This window comes from Denitrobaculum tricleocarpae, from assembly GCF_007004665.1.
GTDB lineage: Bacteria > Pseudomonadota > Alphaproteobacteria > Kiloniellales > Kiloniellaceae > Denitrobaculum > Denitrobaculum tricleocarpae.
Map to the genome: position 1 here is coordinate 780,405 of NZ_ML660052.1, position 22,070 is coordinate 802,474.

Annotated in this window: 22 protein-coding genes; 9 read left to right on the forward strand and 13 right to left on the reverse strand. The window is 61.5% G+C overall.

Annotated elements, in window-relative coordinates; translation table 11 throughout:
- Nucleotides 1–7: 7 nt before the first annotated feature.
- From FKG95_RS03495 to FKG95_RS03505, 3 genes are all read left to right on the forward strand, one after another.
- On the forward strand, nucleotides 8–964 hold the full coding sequence (locus tag FKG95_RS03495; protein ID WP_142894903.1) for an HprK-related kinase A: 957 nt from the start codon (nucleotides 8–10) through the stop codon (nucleotides 962–964).
- Nucleotides 961–2,139: a nucleotidyltransferase domain-containing protein gene (locus FKG95_RS03500; protein WP_142894904.1), complete on the forward strand. Its 1,179-nt coding sequence runs from the start codon at nucleotides 961–963 to the stop codon at nucleotides 2,137–2,139. Before FKG95_RS03495 ends, FKG95_RS03500 begins: the two co-directional genes overlap by 4 nt.
- A gap of 71 nt (nucleotides 2,140–2,210) precedes the next feature.
- Nucleotides 2,211–2,582, forward strand: coding sequence for a Rap1a/Tai family immunity protein (locus FKG95_RS03505; RefSeq protein WP_142894905.1), 372 nt, complete (start codon nucleotides 2,211–2,213; stop codon nucleotides 2,580–2,582).
- Between the two features lie 12 nt (nucleotides 2,583–2,594).
- Here the strand turns inward: FKG95_RS03505 and FKG95_RS03510 are convergent, their stop codons facing one another.
- The 6 genes from FKG95_RS03510 to FKG95_RS03535 all read right to left on the reverse strand — a co-directional run bounded on the left by FKG95_RS03510 (nucleotide 2,595) and on the right by FKG95_RS03535 (nucleotide 9,535).
- The gene (locus FKG95_RS03510) at nucleotides 2,595–3,551 is read right to left on the reverse strand and encodes an ABC transporter permease (RefSeq protein WP_142894906.1); all 957 of its coding nucleotides are present in this window, start codon (nucleotides 3,549–3,551) and stop codon (nucleotides 2,595–2,597) included.
- Complete coding sequence (locus FKG95_RS03515; RefSeq protein ID WP_142894907.1) at nucleotides 3,548–4,483, reverse strand: ABC transporter permease; 936 nt, start codon at nucleotides 4,481–4,483, stop codon at nucleotides 3,548–3,550. The genes FKG95_RS03510 and FKG95_RS03515 overlap by 4 nt, the downstream gene beginning before the upstream one ends.
- A complete protein-coding gene (locus FKG95_RS03520; RefSeq protein WP_142894908.1) occupies nucleotides 4,480–6,024 on the reverse strand; it encodes a sugar ABC transporter ATP-binding protein in 1,545 nt (514 codons plus the stop codon). Before FKG95_RS03520 ends, FKG95_RS03515 begins: the two co-directional genes overlap by 4 nt.
- Before the next feature lie 37 nt (nucleotides 6,025–6,061).
- The gene (locus tag FKG95_RS03525) at nucleotides 6,062–7,084 is read right to left on the reverse strand and encodes an ABC transporter substrate-binding protein (RefSeq protein WP_179953910.1); all 1,023 of its coding nucleotides are present in this window, start codon (nucleotides 7,082–7,084) and stop codon (nucleotides 6,062–6,064) included.
- A gap of 377 nt (nucleotides 7,085–7,461) precedes the next feature.
- Nucleotides 7,462–8,208 (reverse strand): response regulator transcription factor, encoded by a 747-nt coding sequence (locus tag FKG95_RS03530; RefSeq protein ID WP_142894909.1) that lies wholly within the window; start codon nucleotides 8,206–8,208, stop codon nucleotides 7,462–7,464.
- A gap of 31 nt (nucleotides 8,209–8,239) precedes the next feature.
- On the reverse strand, nucleotides 8,240–9,535 hold the full coding sequence (locus FKG95_RS03535) for a GAF domain-containing sensor histidine kinase (RefSeq protein ID WP_179953911.1): 1,296 nt from the start codon (nucleotides 9,533–9,535) through the stop codon (nucleotides 8,240–8,242).
- 235 nt (nucleotides 9,536–9,770) lie between these two features.
- On the opposite strand from FKG95_RS03535, the gene FKG95_RS03540 reads away from it, so the two are divergent.
- Complete coding sequence (locus tag FKG95_RS03540) at nucleotides 9,771–10,673, forward strand: SMP-30/gluconolactonase/LRE family protein (protein WP_142894911.1); 903 nt, start codon at nucleotides 9,771–9,773, stop codon at nucleotides 10,671–10,673.
- A gap of 8 nt (nucleotides 10,674–10,681) precedes the next feature.
- On the opposite strand, the gene FKG95_RS29520 is transcribed toward FKG95_RS03540, so the two are convergent.
- The 7 genes from FKG95_RS29520 to FKG95_RS03570 all read right to left on the reverse strand — a co-directional run bounded on the left by FKG95_RS29520 (nucleotide 10,682) and on the right by FKG95_RS03570 (nucleotide 17,205).
- Entirely contained in the window at nucleotides 10,682–10,846 is a 165-nt protein-coding gene (locus tag FKG95_RS29520; protein ID WP_179953912.1) for a hypothetical protein, read from the reverse strand.
- Nucleotides 10,847–10,968: 122 nt separating this feature from the next.
- The gene (locus tag FKG95_RS03545; protein WP_142894912.1) at nucleotides 10,969–11,988 is read right to left on the reverse strand and encodes an ABC transporter ATP-binding protein; all 1,020 of its coding nucleotides are present in this window, start codon (nucleotides 11,986–11,988) and stop codon (nucleotides 10,969–10,971) included.
- A 23-nt stretch (nucleotides 11,989–12,011) separates the two neighbouring features.
- Nucleotides 12,012–13,073: a Gfo/Idh/MocA family protein gene (locus FKG95_RS03550; protein WP_246116668.1), complete on the reverse strand. Its 1,062-nt coding sequence runs from the start codon at nucleotides 13,071–13,073 to the stop codon at nucleotides 12,012–12,014.
- On the reverse strand, nucleotides 13,070–13,909 hold the full coding sequence (locus FKG95_RS03555; RefSeq protein ID WP_142894913.1) for a carbohydrate ABC transporter permease: 840 nt from the start codon (nucleotides 13,907–13,909) through the stop codon (nucleotides 13,070–13,072). Before FKG95_RS03555 ends, FKG95_RS03550 begins: the two co-directional genes overlap by 4 nt.
- A 13-nt stretch (nucleotides 13,910–13,922) precedes the next feature.
- The gene (locus FKG95_RS03560; protein ID WP_246116669.1) at nucleotides 13,923–14,852 is read right to left on the reverse strand and encodes a carbohydrate ABC transporter permease; all 930 of its coding nucleotides are present in this window, start codon (nucleotides 14,850–14,852) and stop codon (nucleotides 13,923–13,925) included.
- Between the two features lie 87 nt (nucleotides 14,853–14,939).
- Complete coding sequence (locus tag FKG95_RS03565) at nucleotides 14,940–16,229, reverse strand: ABC transporter substrate-binding protein (protein WP_142894914.1); 1,290 nt, start codon at nucleotides 16,227–16,229, stop codon at nucleotides 14,940–14,942.
- On the reverse strand, nucleotides 16,222–17,205 hold the full coding sequence (locus FKG95_RS03570) for an N-acetylmuramic acid 6-phosphate etherase (RefSeq protein ID WP_142894915.1): 984 nt from the start codon (nucleotides 17,203–17,205) through the stop codon (nucleotides 16,222–16,224). Before FKG95_RS03570 ends, FKG95_RS03565 begins: the two co-directional genes overlap by 8 nt.
- A gap of 281 nt (nucleotides 17,206–17,486) precedes the next feature.
- Between FKG95_RS03570 and FKG95_RS03575 the strand changes: the two genes are divergently transcribed.
- From FKG95_RS03575 to hmuQ, 5 genes are all read left to right on the forward strand, one after another.
- Nucleotides 17,487–18,437, forward strand: coding sequence for a glucosamine kinase nucleotide-binding domain-containing protein (locus FKG95_RS03575; RefSeq protein ID WP_142894916.1), 951 nt, complete (start codon nucleotides 17,487–17,489; stop codon nucleotides 18,435–18,437).
- 1 nt (nucleotide 18,438) lies between these two features.
- Complete coding sequence (locus FKG95_RS03580; protein WP_142894917.1) at nucleotides 18,439–19,209, forward strand: GntR family transcriptional regulator; 771 nt, start codon at nucleotides 18,439–18,441, stop codon at nucleotides 19,207–19,209.
- A complete protein-coding gene (locus tag FKG95_RS03585; RefSeq protein ID WP_218940053.1) occupies nucleotides 19,209–20,237 on the forward strand; it encodes an SIS domain-containing protein in 1,029 nt (342 codons plus the stop codon). The genes FKG95_RS03580 and FKG95_RS03585 overlap by 1 nt, the downstream gene beginning before the upstream one ends.
- Nucleotides 20,237–21,406, forward strand: a complete 1,170-nt coding sequence (nagA, locus tag FKG95_RS03590) for an N-acetylglucosamine-6-phosphate deacetylase (RefSeq protein WP_142894918.1) — start codon at nucleotides 20,237–20,239, stop codon at nucleotides 21,404–21,406. Before FKG95_RS03585 ends, nagA begins: the two co-directional genes overlap by 1 nt.
- 132 nt (nucleotides 21,407–21,538) lie before the next feature.
- A complete protein-coding gene (hmuQ, locus tag FKG95_RS03595; RefSeq protein ID WP_142894919.1) occupies nucleotides 21,539–21,847 on the forward strand; it encodes a heme-degrading protein HmuQ in 309 nt (102 codons plus the stop codon).
- Nucleotides 21,848–22,070 lie beyond the last annotated feature (223 nt).

The following is a 22,070-nucleotide window of genomic DNA, read 5'->3' on the forward strand; positions in this document are numbered from 1 at the left end:
GAGCGCCGTGAATACACCAGATCGAATCATTTCGCCGGAGACGGGCGCGCAGGTGACGCGCGACCTCAATCGCGGCAGGCTCAAGTTCAAGGTCGGTCCCCTCGTGGCCCGCATTGGGACAAGCTATCCCCTGTTGCAGCGGGACTTTCTGGATATCTATCGCGGATATCCGTTGGCCGGGCCTGAGGAATTCGTGCATTTCAATCTGAAGGTCGACCCGGTGTCGCTGTTGCGACGCTGGATCAGACCCAAGATCATCGCGGACGGCGGCTTCATTGCGTCGCCCTTCGTGCCCTTGCGCGGCGATTTGGCCATTCTCGCTTTGGAGATGGGTTTGAACTGGCAGGTGGGCACCAGGTCCGACCAGTTTCTGATCTTTCACTCTGGCGTCGTGGCGAAAGATCCCGCGCCGGGCGAGGACGGGCCGAGCCGGGCCGTGCTCATGGCCGGAGAATCCGGCGCGGGTAAAAGCACACTGACGGCCGGGCTTGCCTATAGCGGCTGGCGGCTGTTCTCCGATGAATTCGGGCTTCTGGATACCTCCGATCTGCATCTTTATCCCTACCCACGGCCAATCTCACTGAAAAACGAATCCATCGAGGTGATGACGAAGCGTCTGGGCGAAGATGTTTTCAGCAGGCCTTTTCTCAATACGCTCAAAGGCACGATCCGTTATCTCAGGGCGCCTTCGGAAAGCCTGATCAATGGTCATAAACCGGCCCGCCTGGATCTGATCATCTTCCCTCAGTACGTCGAGGGCTCGACCGGGGGGATCAGCGAGTTCACCGGCGCGGAGGCTTTTGCCATGCTGCGGGGCGCCAGTGTGAATTGCGACCGGGTCGGGCGGTCTGCGTTTGATGCCCTGTCGGCGTTGACCGGGCGCTGCAAAGTCTACGGCTTGCAATACGGCTCGATGGATATGGCCATAGGGATGGTCGAGGCCCTGATGGAAGATGCAGCATGAAGGGCCTGCCCGAAGACCTGAAGACGCTGCTGATTGCGCCGCAGTTGGCGAGAAACTGGTCCGCCGAGCGATGGTCGCGCGCCGCTTATCTTGCGCAATCAGGCGCCGTCTTGAGCCGTGTCGCCGTCGATTTGGCCGCTCTCGATCAGGATCCTGCGGACCAGGATGCCGCGAACCAGGACGCGGGGGATCAGGATGCGGGGGATCAGGCTCCTCCCGGGGTTCCCGGACTTGACGCTTGTCTGCTCTCGGCCATGCGTAACGGTGCGCGCAGCCAGATGCGGCTGTCCTGGGAAATGGATCGTATCAAGCGCGTTTTCTGGGATCGCGACCTCAAGATCGTACTGCTGAAGGGGGCTGCCTATCTGGCGGCCGGGATTCCCTGCACCCGTGGTCGCCTGAGTTCCGACATCGATATCATGGTCGCAAAGGATGAACTTGCCGGCGTGGAAGCTGCGCTGTTGGATGCGGGTTGGGTTTCCGCCAAGGAAATGCAGGGCGAGGAAAGCGGCGGCTACGACGACGACTATTACCGCAGATGGATGCATGAATTGCCGCCGCTGGTGAACAGCGAGCGCAAAACCGTCGTTGACGTCCATCACACGATCCTGCCGCCCACGGGCCGGGTCACTGCCGACGCTGCTGAACTACTGGATCAGGCCGTCCCGGTGGAGTCCGAGGCTCATGGTCTGAAGGGTTACTTTGTCCTCTGCGATACGGACATGTTCCTGCACTCGGTGGTGCATTTGTTTCAAGACGGCGAAATCCGCGGCGGACTGCGTGACCTCGTCGATCAGACCGATATGATCCGGTATTTTGGCGCGCGCCCTGGTTTTTGGGAGCGTTTGATCACGCGCGCTGGAGACCTTGGTCTGGGACGTCCGCTCTATTACAGCCTGCGCTATAGCTCCGCGCTTCTGGATGGCCCGGTTCCTGCTTCGGCTCTACAGGACGCTCAGCGTTTTGCGCCGCCCCTGGCTGTGCGTATGCTGATGGACCTGCTGGTTCCGCGTGCCTTGTCGCCAAGCTATCTCTTCGAGTCCGATCGCGGTGCCGGCCTCGCGGGCGAACTCCTCTACATCCGCTCCCATTGGCTCCGTATGCCGCCGCTGATGCTGACGCGCCATCTCGCCATCAAAGCCTGGCGCCGGATCGGTGGCGAAAAGACCGCTTGATCCGGCGGTCCGCCGCTTGAAGCTCCGCGCATGAACCTGATCTGCTACACTCCTGCAGATCTGAGAGTCTGATGGAGTCAGGGGCGGTGATGATATCCGGTGTGGTCTCTTCCCTCACAATGGCGGTGCTGTTCGTCAATATGCCTCTGAGCGGCGAGGCCTGGCCGCCTTATCTCACCGGCGCGGATCTCGCTGCCGCCTGCGCGAGCGAGGAGCCCGCGCAACAGGGGCTTTGCCTTGGCTACATCCGCGGCGTGGCGGATGTGCTTGGCGGCCCGGGCGCGATAGTGGACGGTATCCTTGCCTGTCTTCCCGGCGGCGAGACAGGCGAGCAGGTGGTGACGCTCGTGAAGGATTATCTGGCCAAAAATCCGCAGCTCGGCAATCTCAAGGCGGACGGCCTGGTGGCCTACGCCTTGTCGCTGTCTTTCCCCTGCGAATAAGACAAGACCGCACTAATCCCTGCGCCCGCCCGCGAGCGTGATGACCCCGACGATAATGATCCCTGTCAGCAGCAGACGAATGCCGGCACTGAGACCAAAGGTGTTCAGCATGGTGACCAGCAGGAACATGAACAGGGCCGCGCCCCAAAGACCGGGCAGATTGGCGAAGCCGCCCGCAACGGAGGTGCCGCCGATCACCACCACAGCGATCGATGCCAGCAGATATTCGGCCCCCATGTTCAAGGACGCGCCGCCCGAAAAGCCCGCGAGCAGGTATCCGCAGAGCGCGGCCAGCACCGCTGACTGCACGTAGGTCGCCAGGCGAATGAAATCGACTTTGACGCCTGCCAGGGCCGCCGCGCGCGGGTTCTGTCCGATGGCGAGCACGGAGCGTCCGAACACGGTGCGGTGGAGAACGACGCTCATGATTGCGGCCAGGAGAATGACGCAGATTGCGAGCAGCGGGAAACCGGCGATCCTTGCCGTGGTGAACTCGGCCAGCAGCTCCGGCGGCTTGATCTTGAGTCCGCGCCCGTAGGCAATCGCCGAGGATTGCACCAGGAAGCTGGAGGAGAGAGTGGCGATGATTGGCGGGATGCGCAGGGCGTGAATGAGGCCGTAGTTGAAAAGGCCGACCGCCAGCCCGCAGAGCAGAGCAACGACGAGCCCCGGCAGGATCATAGCATCCTGGGTCTCCATGATCTTCATGGAGACCGCGCCGGCGAAGGTCATGGTGGCGGGGATGGAGAGGTCGACGTTGCCGGGCCCGAGGGTAATGACATACATCTGGCCGATGCCCACAATGACCGAGAAGGTCGCGAAGGAGAGGGCCGCCGAGAGGATCTGACCCGCGCCGGTCCCGCCCGTGTAGAGAATGGTCGCGATCCAGACTAAAAAGGCGCCGGCAAAGGCCCAGATCCAGGGTTTGCCGCTGATGGCCTTGATGTGTTTGCTCAGCGCCGCGGTCATTTCTTCCCCGCCCTGTTGATCAGAACCCGAAGGGCCAGAACGATGATGAGAATGGCGCCCTGTGCGCCGATCTGCCAGTCCGGCGAGATCCGCAGGAAGGAAAGGAAGGACGCCGCGAGGGTCAGGGTCATGGCCCCCAGAACCGCGCCGACCGGTGAGATCCGGCCGCCCACGAACTCGCCGCCGCCCAGAATGACCCCGGCAATTGACAGCAGGGTGTAACGCAGGGCGATGTTGGCGTCCGCCGAGGTGGTCAGGCCGATCAGCGAGATGCCGCTGAGCACACCGAAAAAGCCCGCCAGGGCGTACATGGACATCTTGGCCTTGAGGATCGACCAGCCCGCGCGTTCCACGGAGCGGGGGTTCCCGCCGACGCCGCGCACCACGGCACCGTAGGCCGAGCGCATCAGCGCAAAATGCACCAGGATTGCGACCAGCGCCGAGGCATAAATTGTGGTTGGCATGCCGGGGGCTTTAAAGGTCATGACCGCGCGCACCCACTCGGGGGCCTTGCCGCCCGGTGTCGGCAGGACCAGCAGCGCCAGGCCGAGCCAGAAAAACGACATCCCCAGCGTGACCACGATCGAGGGCAGGTTGCGCAGGTGGATCAGGGCGCCCAGGGCCGCGTAGGCGAGGATACACAACAGCAGGACGGCGATCCCCAGAACCGGGGACTCGTTCAGCCAGGTGGCGCCGACGCAGGCGACGAAACCGACGAAGGCCCCGATGCCGAGATCCAGGTCGTTGACGGCGATCACGCACATCTGCGCCAGGGTCGCGAAGGCAATCGGCAGGGCCAGGTTCAACAGCAGATTGAGGCCGAAATAGCTCATGGCCCGGGGCTGCAGATAGAAGATCGCAATCAGAATAACCGTGAGCGAGAAAGCCGGGAGCAAGCTTCGCAGCAGGCGGGCCGAAGGGACAAAGGTCATGGCGCCGCATCCTCTTTTGCTTCCGGCTCCTTTGCTTCTGGCCCCTTTGCCTCTGGCTTGCCACCCTCGGCGCCGTCCTCGAAGGAAGCGTGCAGCACGCGCTGTTCGGTCACCTCATCGCCTGCGAGATCGGCCACGATCGCGCCGTTCCGGAAGACGTAGACATGATCGCAGTGCTCGAGTTCATCCATCTCCGTGGTGTACCAAAGGAAGGTTCGCCCCAATCCGGCTTCCTCCCGGATCATTTCGTAGACCTCCTGCTTGGTGCCGATATCGACGCCGCGCATGGGATCGTCCATCAGAATGATTTCGGCGTCCGATGCCAGGGCGCGTGCAAAGAGCGCTTTTTGCTGATTGCCGCCGGAGAGCGAGAGAATGTTGTTGTTCATATCGGGAGTGCGGATGGCGATTTTCTGCCGCCAGTCTTCGCACAGGCGTGCCTCGGCCTGCGGATCGATCAGACTGCCCCGGGTCAGCTGGCGCATGGATCCGATTACGATATTCATGCCGATCGACCAGAGGGGAAAGACGCCGTCGACCTGCCGGTCACCGGGCACCAGCGCCATGGGGACCGTCTTCGCCGGGCTTTTGCTGTCGCGTCGTTTCTTCTGGTAGACATCGATCAAAGCATCCGTCTGGCCGTGTCCGCTCAAGCCTGCGAGACCGACGATCTCGCCGCTAAAGGCTTGCAGCCGCCTGCCGTCGGATTGCTGCGCCGGCCGGATCGAGACCAGCGCTTCAGTCTCCTGCTGTCTGGCTTTTGCCGCCTTGCGCGCCCCATCCTGTTCCTTCGCGACGCTGCCCATGGCTTCGACCAGCTTGCCCCGGTCGAAGTCCCGTGCCGCGCGGTCGTCGACGACGCCGCCGTCGCGCATCACCACGATCCGGTCGCTGCTTTGCAGGATCTCCTCCAAAAGGTGCGAGATCAGGATGCAGGCGCCGCCCTGATCCACAAATCCGCGCAGGTGTGTCAGCAGTTGCTGCGCGATGATGGCATCCAGTGACGAGGTCGGCTCATCCAGAATGATCAGGTGGATCGGACTGTCGACTTTGGTAAAAGCCCGTGCGATCTCCACCATCTGGCGTTTGGCAATCGAGAGGTCGCCGACTTCGTCATCGGGGTTGATTCCATGCCCCGGAAAGACTTCGTCGAGCTTATCGGAGATCAGTTTGCGGGCGCGGGCCTTCCATCCGACGCCCCTGATCGCGGGATGCAGAATGCGGGCATTCTCCGCGACGGTGAGATTGGGACAGAGCGAGAGCTCCTGGAAGACGCAGCGAATGCCGTGGGCCTGCGCCTGATCGACCTTGTAACCGGGCAGCGAAATGCCGCTTTGGGCGAAGGTAAGTTCACCGCCGGACGGCATCTGTGTCCCGGCCAGGATCGAAATGAGCGTGGATTTGCCTGCACCGTTGTGTCCGACAATTCCAAGCGCCTGACCGGCGAGAATTTTGAGGTCGACGCTTTGCAAGGCTTGGACGGCGCCGTAGTTTTTGCCGACGCCGTCCACCGTGATGAAAGGTTCCAACGCTTTGAGCACCTTGCTTCCTTAAAGTCTCAGCCGGAACCCTTCGTACCTACTTACCCGCGATGACCTTCTTGGCGTCTTCCAGCGCGTACTCAACATTTGCCACGCTGCCCTCTTCGGTGCCCGCCAGCTTTTCTTCCAGGTCGTCCTGATCAACCCGCAGGAAGGGAACCGTCAAATCCTTAGGCACATCGGCGCCGTCCAGGATCTGCTGAGCGACCCAGAAAGCGAGCGTCGAGACGCCGGGCGCGATGGAGACGGACATGGTCTTATAGCCATTCGCGTCCTTTTGCTCTTTCCACCACTTCAACTCGTCCTGGCGGTTGCCCATGATGATGAGGGGGATCGGGCGGCCTGCTGCTTTGAAAGCCTGGGCGGCGCCATAGCCATCACCGCCCTGGGTGACGACACCGGCGATGTCAGGCAGCGAGGGCAGAATACCGGCGACGGCTTTTTGCGCGACGTCCTGGGCCCAGTCGCCGTGCACCGAACCGACGATCTTGAACTGGGAATTCTCGGCCACGCCTTCATGAATGCCTGCACTGATTTCGTCGTCCACGAAGACCCCGGCCAGGCCGCGGATTTCCAGCAGGTTTCCGCCATCGGGCATGTGCTTGGCGAGATAGATCAGCTGTTCCTTGCCCATCTGCTTGAAGTCGATGGCGATGCGCCAGGCGCAGGGGGCGGTCACGATGCCGTCGAAGGAGATGACCTTGATCCCGGCGGCGCAGGCTTCCTCGACCGCGCCGTTCAAGGCATCGGGGGACGCGGCATTGATGACGATCGCATCGTAACCCTGAAGGATGAGGTTTTGGATCTGCGCAGCCTGCTCGGTGACCTGGTTCTCCGCCGTGGTGAAGGCGTCAGCGGATGCAACGACACCGTCTTTCACGGCTGCGGAGGTGATCTTTTCCCAGCTTGTCAGCATGGCCTGACGCCAGGAATTTCCCGCGTAGTTGTTGGAGAGCGCAATGCGTTTGTCCGAGGTGTCGGCGAAGGCTGAAGTCTGCGACATAGCGACCACCGCGGCTGCAGCGCCGAGGGACAGAAGCGATTTTCTGAAGTGCACCATAGTTTTCCTCCTTAACCCGGCGGAGTATGGCCGGGGGATTGATCGTTTATTGTTGAAGCAACGCTATTCTCGTATCAGACGTTAAATCACGTTGTGAGGATGCCCGGCCTTCTTCGGTCGGACCGCTGCAAACTGTTTTTAGGGATTGGCTATGGTCACGCCGTTCTGTTCTCTGCAAGTCCTGCGCGGAACGCTGCGGTGACAGATCCTCCCTCTTGTGTTCTTTTCAAACGCTCTGCGGCATTTTTTTCATATTAACCCCGGCGCCCGGCTCCGTATGCGGCGCTTGCGGGAATCTTGATTCGCGAATTCACTAACGCTGGTGCGGGTTCCCGCATTCGGCCAGTTTGTCGTGCTTTCTATTTCAATGAAGAAGTTCAAGCGCGCCCGCGCGCGCTCGAGGCGCGAACCGAACGCCAGCGGTCCAGGTCGTCTTGCAGCGCGGCAAGGCCGTTGACGTTGAGCAGGCCGCGCTCCATTGCGACCGCCACCGCGCGGGTGCGCGAGTTGAAGACCGGTCCGAACTCCGAATCTGCCTCTCGCTCATCCACGCCGAGCTTTTCGTAAAGGTGTTTCAGGCGGCTCTGCACGCCCCGTGTCGACATATTCCGGCGCGCCGCGATGGCCTTATCCATCATGCCGAGGGAGATATCCATCAGCACCTCGAATTCGGAATCGGTCAGGCCCTCGAGCATATTCTCAGCCCGCTGCTGGACGCCCCGGATCTCGCGATCGATGATACACTGGTCCTCGCGCAGGACACCGCGGAGGGCAAGCTCCAGCCGGTCCTCACTCGCCGACTTCAGAAGATATCCGTAGGCCGCGGCCTGCGGCACGATGCGCGAGACGCCGCGCACGTAAGCTTCGTCGGCGTAGTTGGACCAGAAAAGAATGCGCATCGAGGGATGACGCCGCCAGATCTGCTTCGCCGCCGTCACGCCGTTGGTGTTGGGCATCTGCAGATCCATGATGACCGCATGGATATCCCGGTCTTCCACGATCGCGATGGCGGCCTTGCCATCGTCCGCTTCAAAGACCTCGTCGCATTCAGGAAGCGCGCGCGTGACGGCCTCTTTCAGATAGGCCCTGTGAAAGGGATCGTCTTCGGTGACCAATATCTTCATGCTTGTCCTCTGCTGTGCGGCTATCGGGCTGTTATTGGGCCGCTTCTTCGCCTTGACCGTCCATTGCCGTAGAGTCTGAGGTCTTGTCGTTATCGGTTTCTTCCTGCGTGAGCTGCGCCAGGGGCAGGCTCACGATGACCCGGGTTACGCCCTCCGAAGCGGCGCGCACGAAATCGATTTTTGCCGAGATCAGACGGGCCCGGACCCGCATATTGTCGACGCCTCCGGGAGAGCGGTCCCAGGCCCCGGCGGGGCCGTCGCCGTTGTCCTCAACCGTGACGGCCAGATGGGTCGCGGAGGTGTCGATAGAGACCCTGATCTTGCGGGCGCGGCCATGCTTGACCGCATTGTTGATGGCTTCCTGCACGATGCGGAACAGGGTTTGACGCAGAGGCTCCGGGCCGATGTCCAGCAGGGAGGCGGTGTTGTCGATGACCGTCGTTCTGATCGGTGGCTGCGCGCTGGCGACGGAGCGTTCCAGCTGCGCCTCCACCGCCTGGCTGAAGCCGAAGAGCTCCAGGATACCGGGCTTGGTGTCTTCGATAATACGCCGTAGCTCTGTAATGCAGGTCGAGATTTCAACGTCCAGTTCAGCCAGATCCGAGGCCCGCAGGCTGGGCTGGCGTTGCAGGTGCGAGAGCTGACGGGACACGCGGGCGAGATCGGCCAGCGTCTGATCGTGCAGATCCATCCCGAGCCGCTTGCGCTCATTTTCCATGCCCTCGGTCAAACGCAGGGCGCCGACCCGCAGGGCCTCTTCCCGTCCGCGCGCAGCCCCTTCCGAAAGAGCAAGCTTCTTGGCTTCTTCACTGCGGATCAGGGCGTAGATGTAGGGAGCCAGCAGGTCCGCAATCTCGCGGGCCATGGCAACGTCCTGCTCGCTGTAGCGGTTCTTTTCATGGCTTGAGATATTAAGAGCGCCGTGGATCGTGCCATGAACCCGGAACGGGACGTGGAGCCTGCTGTGCAGCCGCGCTTCATAGATCGGGGCATCGAAGGCGCCGTCGAAATGGAACCGCGCGTCCTGCCAGGCGTCGCCGGTCAAAAGGTGGTCGACTTCGCCCCACAAGAGCTGGCGGATCGGGCTTTTTTCGATCGGCTTTGGCGTATTAGCCTCGCCCCAACCGGTGGTCACGCCGACCTCGTAGGCCGCGCAGCAATCCCGTGTGTCGGCGAAGATGACCGAGATGTCCATGTGATCGTAAGGAATGACCGCCCGGATCTCTCCGGCGACGCGCTGCAGAACCTGCTGAAAGTCCAACTGGCCGGCGACAGCGCGTGATATCGCCATGTAGCGGTCCAGCAGGGGATTTGTTTGATCGGTCATAGTGCGAAACTTTCCAGGGAATGAGACTAGCATGGCGTCGCGGCGCCAGCCAGATCTCTCGGTGCGGCTGCTGCGTTGTTATCCACCCGTGCCTCTGCGGATATCCGCAAAGAGACGGGATGAAAACTGCCAAGGCATTCCGTGAAGCCGGGCAGACAGCTGCCAGAAGATCGCAGTAACCTCGCGGCTCTGAAACATCGGCTCGGTCAAAGCAGGAGCCTGAGGGGAGAGTGTGATGACCGGTGAAATCATCGTGCACGACGAAGCTTTTCGATTCCTGGTCAATCCGGCTGCCGGGTTGAAAAGGCTTTGCTCGGGCATGCTCTGGGCCGAGGGCCCGGTCTACTTTCCGCAAGGCGATTACCTGCTCTGGAGCGACATTCCAAACAACCGGATGCTGCAGTGGATCGAAGGCCTCGGGATGCGGGTTTACCGGAGTGACTCGCGCAATTCCAACGGCAACACCCGGGACCGTGAGGGGCGCCTGGTCACCTGCGAGCACTTGAGCCGAAGCGTGACCCGGACCGAGCCTGACGGGTCAACGACAGTGTTGGCGGAGAGCTATGACGGTAAACGCTTGAACTCACCCAACGACGTGGTGGTTAAGTCCGATGGCTCCATCTGGTTTACCGATCCCAGCTACGGGATTCTCAGTGACTATGAAGGTAAGCAGGCACCGCAGGAGCAGGAGGGCTGTTTCGTCTTCCGGCTGGATAGCACGACGGATGAACTCACCCTTGTGGCCGATGACTTTGTGAAGCCCAACGGGCTTGCCTTTTCTCCCGACGAGTCACTGCTTTACGTCTCGGATACGGGGCTGTCGCACCAGGCGGACGGTCCCCATCACATCCGGGTTTTCGATGTCGTGGATGGTGTGACTCTCAGGAACGGACGGGTTTTTGCGCAGATCGAGAAGGGCGTTCCCGATGGTTTCCGGCTGGACCGCCAGGGCAATCTCTGGAGCAGTACGGGTGGAGGCGTTCAGTGTTTTTCGCCCGCAGGCCGACTGCTTGGAGAAATTCTGATCGACGAAGCGGTGGCCAACGTGACCTTCGGCGGCCCAAAGAACAATCGTCTTTTCATAACCGCCACAACCTCGCTTTATGCGATTTACGTCGCTGTCAGCGGCGCCGTCTAAGACCTCTTCTAACAGGTGGTTTTTAAGCAGTCGCAGGCGGCTTGATCGGCAGCCAGTTCATCGGGCCTTGCCGGCCGCACTTCTTCAGGGCGCTCCGCTTCCACGCTTTCGTAGACCTGCCCGACCAGGATCACGTCGATCGTCTCACCGTCGCGGGTCACGGGCAGGTGCAAACGCTTGGTCCAGCAATGTTCCTTGCCTTCCCATTTGAAGCGTCCCCGAGAAAACCGGCACGACCTGATCGAGCACGGTTCCGTAAAGACGGCGATTGCGGGTGCCAGCTTGCCGTCATGCCTTATGAAGTCCGGGACGCTTGCCCGATGGAAACCCCATTTGCGTCAAAGCGGTGAATGGCTTCGACGTTTGGTGTCAGAAAAAAGCTTTCGCCTGGCTGGCAGAGAGTCTCGCCCGTTGTCCGTACAGTCAGCAGGCCGTGATCTTCAATCTCGAGGTAGACGAAGGTGTCCGAACCCAGATGCTCGGCGTGACTGACCACAGCTTTCCAGCTTCCGCTGTCGCGCGAAAGCGAGATGTGTTCGGGGCGGATACCGATCTCGACTGCGCCGAATGCGGCAGCCGCATCGCCGCTGAGAAAATTCATTTTTGGGGAGCCGATGAAGCCCGCAACGAAAAGGTTGGCCGGGCGTTGGTAGAGTTCCAGGGGATGGCCGACCTGTTCGATCCGCCCTTCGTTCAGCACCACGATCTTGTCGGCGAGAGTCATGGCCTCGGTCTGATCATGCGTCACGTAGACCATGGTCGAATTCAGGGTGCGATGCAGCTTGGCGATCTCGATCCGGGTATTGACGCGCAGGGCGGCGTCCAGGTTCGAGAGCGGTTCGTCGAAGAGGAAGAGCGTCGGCTCGCGCACGATGGCGCGTCCGATGGCGACGCGCTGGCGCTGGCCGCCGGAGAGTTCCGAGGGCTTGCGGTCCAGCAGGCTTTCGAGGGACAGCATGTCGGCTGCCAGCTGAACCTGCTGCGCGATGCGGTTCCTGTCGGCGCCCGACTGCTTCAGGCCCAGGCTCATGTTTCCGCGCGCGGTCAGATGCGGGTAGAGGGCGTAGGACTGAAAGACCATGGCGATGCCGCGCTTGGAGGGCGGCAGGTGATCGACCGGTTTTTCCTCGATCAGCACCTGACCGGCGGTCTGGTCTTCCAGGCCGGCGATGATGCGCAGAAGTGTCGACTTGCCACAGCCGGAGGGGCCGACGAAAACGACGAACTCACCGCTTTCAACCTCAAGATTGATATCCTTCAGGACCTCGACCGGACCGAAGGATTTACTTATGTTTTGGAGTGTCAGCGATCCCACGAATCGGCCCTTTGTCTTTTCTTCTAAAGCTCTACCGCGCGGCCTTCGCGCACGCTCTGATCGGCGGCCAGAACGATGCGCAGGGATTGCACTGCGTCGCGCAGATGGCGCCCCAGATCCAGGTCTTCGCGGATGGCCTTGAGAACGAAAGCCTGTTCCCGGTCGCAGAGCGCCTGGTGGCCCGGCTCGTCGGCCATGGAGAGCATCTCGTCCGGCTGTGAGAAAGCGCCCGATGCGTCGAGTGCTGCGGAATGCACCTTGATCTTCGCCGTTTTGGTATGGGTATCGATATCGTCCGACTTCGCGGTTTCGTCCATGATGATGGAAACGCAGCCGCCCGGGGACATGACGTCCTTCACGAAGTAAGCGGTCTCGGAGATCATCGGACCCCAGGCCGCCTCGTACCAGCCGTTGGAGCCGTCGTCGAACAGCACCTGCAGGTGACCGTAGTTGTACATGTCGGAGGCAACCTCGTCGCTCAAGCGAACGCCCATGGCATGCACCCGGGTCGGGCGGGCGTCGGTGATCTGGCACATGACATCCACGTAGTGAACGCCGCAATCGACGATCGGCGAAGTGCTCTCCATCAGGCGTTTGTGGGTCGACCAGGTGTCGCCGCTGGACTGCTGGTTCAGGTTCATACGCATGACGTAAGGAGGACCCAGCCTGCGGGCCTGGGCGATGAATTCGACCCAGGAGGGGTGGTGGCGCAGAATGTAGCCGATGACCATTTTCCGCTTCAGCCTGAGTGCGGTCTCCACTACCCGCTCGGCATCCGCGACAGTAGCGGCGAGGGGCTTCTCGACGAAGACATGGGCGCCCGCATCCATGGCCTTGATGGCGTAGTCCACATGGCTGTCGGTGTAGGTGTTGACCGAGACGAGGTCCGGTCGGGTTTCCTTGAGGGCTGCTTCATAACTCTCGAAGAAAGGGTAGCCGCTTAAGCCTTCGGACAGTGCAACCGGGGACCGGTTGACCAATCCGACGATCTCGAAGCCTGCGTTGCGGTGATAAGCATCGGCATGACTGAGGCCCATATTGCCCAGGCCGACGACGAGAACGCGGACAGCATCCGGTGCACTCACTTGACAGCTCCCGAGGTGATGCCGGCAATGAGCTGCCGGGAGAAAATGACGTAGAGGATGAGGACCGGGACGATGGCCAAGGTGAGGGCCGCCAGCACCGCGTTCCAGTTGGTGACGAACTGTCCGATAAAGACCTGGGCACCCAGCGTGATGGTCTTGGTTTCTTCGCCCGGCGCCAGGATCAGGGGAAACCAGAGGTCATTCCAGATCGGGATCATGGTGAAGACCGCGACCGTGGCCATGGCCGGGCGCACCAGCGGCAGGACCAGGCGGTAGAAGATCACGTACTCACTCAGACCGTCGATCCGTCCCGCGTTCTTCAGATCGTCCGAGATCTGACGCATGAATTCGGACAGGATGAAGATCGCGAGGGGCAGTCCTTGCGCCGTGTAGACCAGGATCAGCGACCAGAGCGTATTCACCAGCTGCAGATCGGCCATCATCTGGAGGATCGCAACCGTACCCAGGCGGATCGGGATCATGATGCCCAGCGCCAGATAGAGACCGGTCAGCGTGTTGCCGCGGAAGCGGTATTCGGAGAGGGCGAAGGCCGCCATGGCGCCGAACAGCAGGACGAAAAACAGGGACACAACAGTAACCGTCAGGCTGTTCAAAAAGTAACCGAAAAAGTCACCCTGCTTGAGCACGGTCTCATAGCCGATCAGGCTGAAGCTGTCGGTGTCGGGAAAGGACAGGGGCGAGCGGAAGATCGCCTTGCGGCTCTTGAAGGAATTGATCGCGATCAGGATCACCGGAAAGAGCGCGATGATGGTGTAGCCGCCCAGGATCAGGTGGACCAGCGCGGAATGGGTGAGAGAGCGATGGGAAAGTCTCACGAGCCGTCCCCGCCTACATCTGATAGCGCGTGATGCGCCGCTGGATGACGAAGAGATAGAGCGCGACACCGCTCAGAATGATCAGGAACATCACGGTCGCGACCGTAGCGCCCATATGCGGATCGCCCAGCTGCAGCTGGTGTCCGAAGAAGGTCCGGTAGAGCAGGGTGCCCAGAAGGTCGGTCGAGAAATTCGGTCCGGCCAGCGCGCCCTGCATAGTGTAGATCAGATCGAAGGCGTTGAAGTTTCCGACGAAGGTCAGGATCGAGATGATGCCGATGGTCGGCAGGATCAGCGGCAGCTTGATTTTCCAGAACTGCGCGGCGCCGGTGACGCCGTCGCATTCCGCCGCTTCCATCAGTTCTTCCGGGATGGACAGCAAGGCCGCGTAGATCAGGATCATGGGCAGCCCGATGAACTGCCAGACCGAGACCAGGGCCACCGTGGTCAGGGCGTAGGCCTCCTTACCCAGCCAGGGGGCGAAGAGAAACTTAAGGCCGACAAAATCCAGCAGGGTCGGGGCGACACCCCAGAGCGGGCTCAGGATCAGTTTCCAGCCAAAGCCGACGATGACGAAGGATAGCAAGGTCGGCAGGAAAATCGCCGTGCGGTAAAAGCTGCGTCCGCGCAGGCGTGGAATACTGAGCAGGGCGGCCAGTGCAATGCCGATGGGGTTCTGCACCAGCATGTTGACGATAAAAAAGTAGATGTTGTTCCAGAGCGCGTTCCAGAACTGATCGGACCAGCGTGAGTCGAAAAAGAGATCGGCGAAGTTGGCAAGCCCGACGAAGACGGCGCTGTTGTCGACCTCGCGGAAAAGCGACAGCCGCAGGGTTTCCGCCAGCGGATAGATCATCACCAACGTATAGACCGTGGCGGCGGGCAGCAGGAACACCAGGATATGCCAGCGAAACGGTTTGCGCCCGGATTCTTGCCTATCCACGACGGAACTCCCGATCACGAAGTTTGTGAGTTGAAAGTCCTATCGGGCCGCAAGACGAAGCACCGCGGCCCGATAGGGTTCCTGCGTTTACTGTTGCGGCTTGTACCAGCTGGCGAGGCCGTCCTGCAGACTCTTCGCCGCGTCTTCGGGAGATTCGCTGCCCTTGATCACGTTTGCAGAAGCGACCCAGGTGGTGTTCTCCAGATTGGGCGTTCCGCGCGAGAGGATCTGATAGGTCGAGCGGATCGTCGACTCGCACTTGGCGCGCCAGGTGACGAATTCCTGTGCCAGAGGATCCTCCAGCTTCACGTCATGGCTGGCGAGCGGGAAGAAGCCCGGGAGCGAATTGGCGTAGATCTCGGCAAACTCGGCCGATGCCACCCATGACAGAAAGGTCTTGGCCGCTTCCGCGTTTCCGGTCTTGGCGTTCATGCCCAGGGCAATGTCCACGTGGTCGGAGATATAGCAGGTGTCGCCGGCGGTCTTGACCGGCGGCAGGAAGGCGCCCAGCTCGAAATCGGCCTGAACGTTGAAACCGCTGATCTCCCAGGATCCCGCCGGGTAGACGGCAGCGCGTCCGAGTGTAAAGAGATTCTGACTGTCCGGGTAGGACTGGGCCTCGAAGCCGTCGCCCAGATAGTCCTTCCACTTCGCGAGCACACGGTAGGGCTCGACCCAAGGGTCATCGGTGAGCTTCTGCTTGCCCTCGATCAGAGCCAGACGGCCTTCTTCGCCTTTCCAGTAGTTCGGTCCGATGTTCTGGTAGCCCATGGTCGCGGCTTCCCACTGGTCGGCGGTGCCCATGGCCATGGGAACGTAATTGCCGTCTTCCTTGATCTTGTCGAGCGCCGCGAAGAACTCCGCTTCGGTGGTTGGCGCTTCGACGCCGACTTCCTTGAAGGCCTCCTTGTTATAGATAAAGCCGTGGATGACCGATGCCATCGGCACGCAGAAGGTCGTTGCCGCGTCGTCTGTGCTCCAGCCGGACTTGGCGACCGGGCTGAAGTTTTCCATGCCCGGCACGTCGTTGACACTGGCCAGATGGCCTTTCTCGAAAAGCTGGAGCGAGGCGTCGAAGGGGCGGCAGGTGATCAGATCGCCCGCTGTGCCCGCCTGCAGCTTGGTGTTCAGGGCGGCGTTGTATTCGGCCGGCGCAGTCGGAGCGAAGACGATCTTGATCCCAGAATTCTGAGCCTCAAAGGCCGGAATGATCTTGGAGTTCCAGATTTCCAGATCGTCGTTGCGCCAGCTCTCGATTGTCAGCGTGACATCCTCGGCGCTTGCCGAAGCGGCACCTAAAGCGAAGACCGCGCCGAAAGCGGTTGCGGCAATACCCGCGGTGAAACGCGTGCCAACTTTGCAGGTGTTGTTATCCATGGCTGATTTCCTTTTTTCCCTGATCCTTGTTTGCTTCTTTCGTCTCTTCACCGCTCCGGCAGGCCACGGAGCCTTCTGTTTCTTCGGCGTTGACTTCAAGCGCCCGCCGCAGGTTGCCCTTCACGCTCGAAAGCAGTGCGTCGGCATCCCGGGCCGAGCGCACACCTGCGCCCATAAGAATGGCCGGCTTCACGGCGCCGCCCGTTTCCTCGAGATACTGTCCGGCGGTCAAGGCATCGACCCCGCTGGCCCGCGTGACGATATCCGTCGCCCGTTCCTTCAGCTTACTGTTTTCGGCCCGCAGGTTGACCATCATCCCATCGTAGACATGACCGAGCCTGATCGCGACCAGCGTAGAGAGCAGATTGAGCGCACACTTTTGGGCGGTGCCGGCATTCATGCGGGTCGAACCGGCCACCACCTCCGGTTCGCTGTCCAGCAGGACCTCGTGCATGCAGAGCTTTAGCAGGGGGGCATCCGCGTTACAGGCCATGCCAAGTGTGAGTGCCGACGCCGCGCGGGCGGCTTCCATCACGGCAAGGACATAGGGAGTCGAACCGCTGGCGGAGATGCCGATGACGGAGTCTTGCTTCGTGAGTTCAAGTGGCTCAATTGCGCTGCGGGCTTCTTCCCGGTCGTCCTCAGCACCGTTGTTCAGGCAGCGCAGAGACTCCTCGCCACCGGCAATCAGGGTCACAATCCGTTCGCTTGGAATGCCGTAGGTGCCTGGAAGTTCGAGTGCGTCGAGACGTGCAATGACTCCTGAGCTTCCAGCGCCCGCGTAGATAAGACGGCCACCGGATTCGTAACGTCCGACGATATCGGACGCCGCGGCGGAGAGAGCGGGCAGGGCGCGCTGAACCGTGGCGACGGCACTTGCCTGTCCCTGGAGCATCGCCGTCAGGATGGCATCGTCCTGCCAGGTGTCGAGCCCGCGGTAGCGGTCGCTGACCTGTTCCGTCCGCCGCAGCGGCATGCGCTTTCCCCCGAAAACCGTTTCAGCTCAAAATGCTTAACAAAGTCTTACCAAAAACAATACCAAAATAATACCATTTGTCCAGCCGCAAAAACAGAAGAATTGAATGTGCGGGCCTTTGGCTCATTCCGTCGGATTACTTGCTTGTTTTTGTTTTTAAAAAGTCCGTGATCGACTCAGAGTGAGCGCAGGCCTGTCAGGTTGCCGAAAAAGATAGACGATTGCAAGTGGACTGCTTTTGGTATTATAAAGGGGCTCGATCAGCATCGGATACAAGTGGCATGTACTTTCTGGGAGTGGACGGCGGCGGCACCAAGTGCCGGGCGCGCTTGGTCGCAGAGGACGGGCGGGTTCTCGGCGAGGGCCTGTCCCAAACAGCGAACGTTACGGCCGGGGTTGAGAAGTCTTTCAACGCGATTATGGCGTCAGTCGAGGCGGCGGTCGCAAAGGCCGGACTGGACTCACGCATCTATCCCGACTGCGTGGCCGGTTGCGGTATCGCGGGCGCAAATATACAGGATCTGAAGGCCGCGCTGACGGCAATGCCTTTTCCCTTTCGCAAGGTGAGTCTGGAGTCGGACGCCTACGCCGCCTGGCTCGGCGCACACCATCCGGATGACGGCGCGATCCTGATCGCCGGAACAGGCTCGGCAGGATTTGCCAGGATCGGCGAGCGGATCAAGACGCTGGGCGGTTGGGGCTTTGCGGTCTCCGACAGCGGCAGCGGCGCGCACATGGGGCAGAGGCTCATTCGCACGGCCCTGCTGTGTCATGAGAGGATCCGCCCCGCGTCCGAGCTGACCGAAAAGGTCATGGCGCGTTTCGGATCCGATCCCCAGGCGCTGGTGGCCTGGTCCGAGACGGCGCTGCCGCGAGACTACGCCGCTTTCGCGCCGATGGTGGTCGCTGCTGCCCAGAGAGACGACCCCGTCGGCCAGGAGATTCTCGCGGAGTCGCTGAAGGAGATCGAGGAGCTGTTGCTGGCCTTGTCGAACCTCGGCGCGCAGCGGATCTGTCTGCTTGGCGGCCTGTCGGAAATCTACGTTCCCTTGTTGTCTGCGGACATAAGAAGCCTGCTGGTCGAGCCCCGGACCGATGCCATGGGGGGCGCGATTATTATGGCGCGCGGGGCGCTGGAGGACGCGGGCAGATCAGATGCTGGCAAATTAGACGCGGGCAAATTAGACGCGGGCAAATCAGACGCGGGCGACTCTGGCGCGGGTGGCGCTTAGCATGACGGCGTTGAACGAGATATTCGACCAGGGGCGCTTGAGCGGCGACGACCCGACCCCGCTGTATCTGCGCCTGCAGGCGATGATACAGGATGCGGTGACGGGCGGCGCGCTGAAACCGCGGCAGGCCCTGCCGGCAGAACGGGAAATCGCCACCGCGCTTGGTGTCTCCCGGGTCACGGTCCGCAAGGCGATCAGCGGGCTTGTCGACGATGGAATACTGACCCAGCGCCGGGGGTCGGGCACCTTTGTTTCGAAACCCCCTCACCATGTGGAACAGCGGCTTTCGCGCCTGACCTCTTTCAGCGAGGACATGGCGGCACGGGGCTTGACCCCGGGATTTGTCTGGCTCGAGCGAAGCCAGGGCCATCCCTCGACCGAGGAGGCGATGGTGTTCGGTCTCTCGACCGGCGAAAAAGTCACCCGCCTGCATCGATTGCGCCTTGCCGACGGCGTCCCCATGGCGATCGAGCTGGCGGTGGTGCCGGCCCGCTATCTGCCGGACCCGGCTTCGGTCGATCAGTCTCTTTACAAAGTTCTCGATACCTCCGGTTTGCGTCCGACCCGTGCCCTGCAGCGTTTCAGTGCGGTCAATCTGGAGGCCGTGGACGCGGACCGCCTGAGCGTGGAAACAGGCACCGCAGCTCTTCGGACGGAGCGTATCTCCTATCTGGCAGATGGCAGTGTGGTTGAGTTCACTCGTTCCTTCTATCGCAGCGATGCCTACGATTTTGTTGCGGAACTGGCGATGACGGCTGGCGGTGAACCCTGATGGCCTTTGAGAGCGCGATGGCGCGCGAAATCGCCGAAGCGCCCGATGCGGTGGCACGGCTTCTCGACAGGGAGCGGGGGCATTTTCTGCAGCTCGGCGAGCGCCTGAGTGCCCTCGATCCGCCCGTTGTGGTGACCTGCGCGCGTGGATCATCGGATCATGCTGCCGGCTTCTTCAAGTACGGGCTCGAGATTCAACTGGGCGTGCCGGTTGCCTCCGTGGGGCCCTCCGTTGCCTCGATCTACGACGCGCCGCTGCGTTTGAAAGGCGGGGTTTTGCTGTCCATCTCCCAATCCGGACAGAGCCCGGATATCGTCGCGCTGCAGGCGTCGGCGAAACGTGCGGGGGCTCTCACGATCGCTGTGGTGAACCAGGATGACTCTCCGCTTGCCAATGAGGCGGATATCGTCGTGCCGCTCCATGCCGGGCCGGAGAAGAGTGTTGCGGCGACCAAAAGCTTTATCACATCGACGGTTGCGGTTGCCGCCATGATCGCGTCCTGGTCCGAGGATCAGTCTCTTCAGGCGGCGCTCAAAACTCTACCCCAAAGTCTCTCGGAAGCTTGCGCGCTGGATTGGAGTCCGGCCCTCACGCCTCTGGTGTCCGCCGACTCACTCTTCGTGCTGGGGCGGGGACCGAGTTATCCGATCGCGCTGGAGACCGCGCTGAAGTTCAAGGAAACCATGTCCCTGCACGCGGAGGCCTTCAGCGCCGCCGAGGTCATGCATGGCCCGCTTTCTCTGGTGCGCGCGGGCTTTCGCATCTTTGCCTTCAATCCGCCCGATGCGTCGCACGGCGAAGTCTCCGCCGTGCTGGAGCGTCTGCGCGCCGCCGGCGGCAAGGTCTTTATGGTCGGACAGGCCGGGGGAGGTGAAGGCTGTTTACCCCTGGTCACCACCGGACATATGCTGACCGATCCGCTGTCCGCCTGCCTGTCCTCCTACAGGCTGATCGAAGAGCTCGCCCGCCGGCGCGGCTTCGATCCGGACAATCCCTCCAACCTGAAGAAAGTGACGGAGACCCTTTGATGGCTGAGGCCGCTGCGGTGAAGACGAGGATTCTGCGGGGTGCCCGGCTCTTCGACGGTGAAGGCTTTCTGGACAATCATGCGTTGGTGTTGGAGAACGAGCAGATCTCGGCTGTCGTTCCGGCTCATTCGATTGACCCCACTCGGGCTACCGAGGATCTTGGCGGCGGCGTTCTGGCGCCCGGTTTCATCGACGCGCAGGTCAATGGCGGCGGCGGGGTGCTGCTCAACGAACAGCCGGATCTCGAGGGGGCCGCAACAATCGCCCGGACTCACCGGTCCTATGGCACGACGGGCCTCCTGCCCACTCTCATCACCGATGCTCCCGACATCACGGCGCGTGCGATTGCCGCCGTGCGCGAGGCCATCGCGGCCAAGGCGGCGCCCGGGGTGATCGGCCTGCACCTGGAAGGGCCTTTTCTGGCGCCCGGCCGGAAAGGCGCGCACAGCGAGGGCTTGATCCGGAAGATGGCCGACGATGATGTCGAGCAGCTTCTCTCGACCGGCCTGGAGACCCTGCTGATCACCGTCGCTCCGGATCAGGTCGAACCGAAGTTGATCCGCCGCCTTGTCGATGGCGGCGTGACGGTCAGTCTGGGGCATTCCGACGCGGACTACGAAACGCTCTGCGCCGCGGTCGATGCGGGCGCGCGCGGCGTGACCCATCTCTTCAACGCCATGAGCCCCCTCAGTCACCGGGCGCCCGGGATGGTGGGCGGTGCGCTGGATCGCGGCGAACTCTGGTGCGGCATTATCGCGGACGGACATCATGTCCATCCCGCGGTGCTCCGGGCGGCGTTACGCGCCAAAGCGGGGCCGGGCCGGCTGTTCCTGGTCACGGATGCCATGCCGACGGTCGGCTGCGCCCAGGACCAGTTCGTGCTGAACGGACGTCGCGTTTTGCGCAAAGACGGCCAGGTGACCTTGGAGGACGGAACGCTGGCCGGCTCGGACCTGGATATGGCGCAGGCCGTGCGTTTCGCCATGGATGAACTTGCGCTGCCGCCCTCCGAAGCTCTCCGGATGGCTTCGCTTTATCCTGCGCAGTTCCTGGGATTGGGGGACCGCTTTGGCGCGCTTCGGTCCGGCTATCGCGCGGATCTGGTGCTGCTCGATGACGACTGGCGGGTCAGGCGCACCTGGATCGCCGGCGACGACACAGCCGCTTAAACTGCTCTCTTAGTAAGTGTCGCTTGGTTCTTGAAATTCTCCTCTTGAAAGGTTAGTTAAATGAGACTGACTCGCATTATCACGCGATGTCAGGCGTCCGGCGAACTCCACTTACGGCGAAGGAAGTACCTCATGTTCATTGCGATGAACCGTTTCAAAGTTGCACCGGGTCACGAAGATGCCTTTGAGGAAGTCTGGCGCAGCCGGGACAGCCGTCTCGCGGACGTTCCGGGTTTCGTTGAATTCCGTCTGCTCAAGGGCGCTCCGCAGGAAGACCACACGCTCTTCGCGTCTCACACGATCTGGGCGTCTGAGCAGGATTTCGAAAACTGGACCAAGTCCGATCATTTTCGTCAGGCCCATCGCGACGCCGGCGACAACAAGCCGCTTTATCTCGGACACCCGCAGTTTGAGGGCTTCAGCGTGGTGCTCGACGCTTAGAGCGGGTCATATTTTGACGAAAGCGCTGTGCGGTTGCGACAAAAGATGTGAAATCGCCCTACTTTTAATGTCTATATCAGATCCGCAGGGTGAATGGATCGCCATAAGCGATTCCATGTAACCCGGTTCTGATCTAGCGTTCCGGACTCACTCCCGATCTGAGGCAGGCTCTTTCGTTCGGGCGGTCTCAGTCGGGACGGTATGCATCTGGGCGGATCATGCT

Excerpts from the sequence above, each read along its gene's own strand:
- FKG95_RS03530 (WP_142894909.1), bottom strand. The coding sequence starts at position 8,208 with ATGAAGATATTGGTCACCGAAGACGATCCCTTTCACAGGGCCTATCTG.
- FKG95_RS03515 (WP_142894907.1), bottom strand. The coding sequence starts at position 4,483 with ATGACCTTTGTCCCTTCGGCCCGCCTGCTGCGAAGCTTGCTCCCGGCT.
- FKG95_RS03585 (WP_218940053.1), top strand. The coding sequence starts at position 19,209 with ATGGCCTTTGAGAGCGCGATGGCGCGCGAAATCGCCGAAGCGCCCGAT.
- hmuQ (WP_142894919.1), top strand. The coding sequence starts at position 21,539 with ATGTTCATTGCGATGAACCGTTTCAAAGTTGCACCGGGTCACGAAGAT.
- FKG95_RS03570 (WP_142894915.1), bottom strand. The coding sequence starts at position 17,205 with ATGCCGCTGCGGCGGACGGAACAGGTCAGCGACCGCTACCGCGGGCTC.
- FKG95_RS03540 (WP_142894911.1), top strand. The coding sequence starts at position 9,771 with ATGACCGGTGAAATCATCGTGCACGACGAAGCTTTTCGATTCCTGGTC.
- FKG95_RS03580 (WP_142894917.1), top strand. The coding sequence starts at position 18,439 with ATGACGGCGTTGAACGAGATATTCGACCAGGGGCGCTTGAGCGGCGAC.
- FKG95_RS03535 (WP_179953911.1), bottom strand. The coding sequence starts at position 9,535 with ATGACCGATCAAACAAATCCCCTGCTGGACCGCTACATGGCGATATCA.
- FKG95_RS03505 (WP_142894905.1), top strand. The coding sequence starts at position 2,211 with ATGGAGTCAGGGGCGGTGATGATATCCGGTGTGGTCTCTTCCCTCACA.
- nagA (WP_142894918.1), top strand. The coding sequence starts at position 20,237 with ATGGCTGAGGCCGCTGCGGTGAAGACGAGGATTCTGCGGGGTGCCCGG.
- FKG95_RS03575 (WP_142894916.1), top strand. The coding sequence starts at position 17,487 with ATGTACTTTCTGGGAGTGGACGGCGGCGGCACCAAGTGCCGGGCGCGC.
- FKG95_RS03500 (WP_142894904.1), top strand. The coding sequence starts at position 961 with ATGAAGGGCCTGCCCGAAGACCTGAAGACGCTGCTGATTGCGCCGCAG.
- FKG95_RS03565 (WP_142894914.1), bottom strand. The coding sequence starts at position 16,229 with ATGGATAACAACACCTGCAAAGTTGGCACGCGTTTCACCGCGGGTATT.
- FKG95_RS03525 (WP_179953910.1), bottom strand. The coding sequence starts at position 7,084 with ATGGTGCACTTCAGAAAATCGCTTCTGTCCCTCGGCGCTGCAGCCGCG.
- FKG95_RS03510 (WP_142894906.1), bottom strand. The coding sequence starts at position 3,551 with ATGACCGCGGCGCTGAGCAAACACATCAAGGCCATCAGCGGCAAACCC.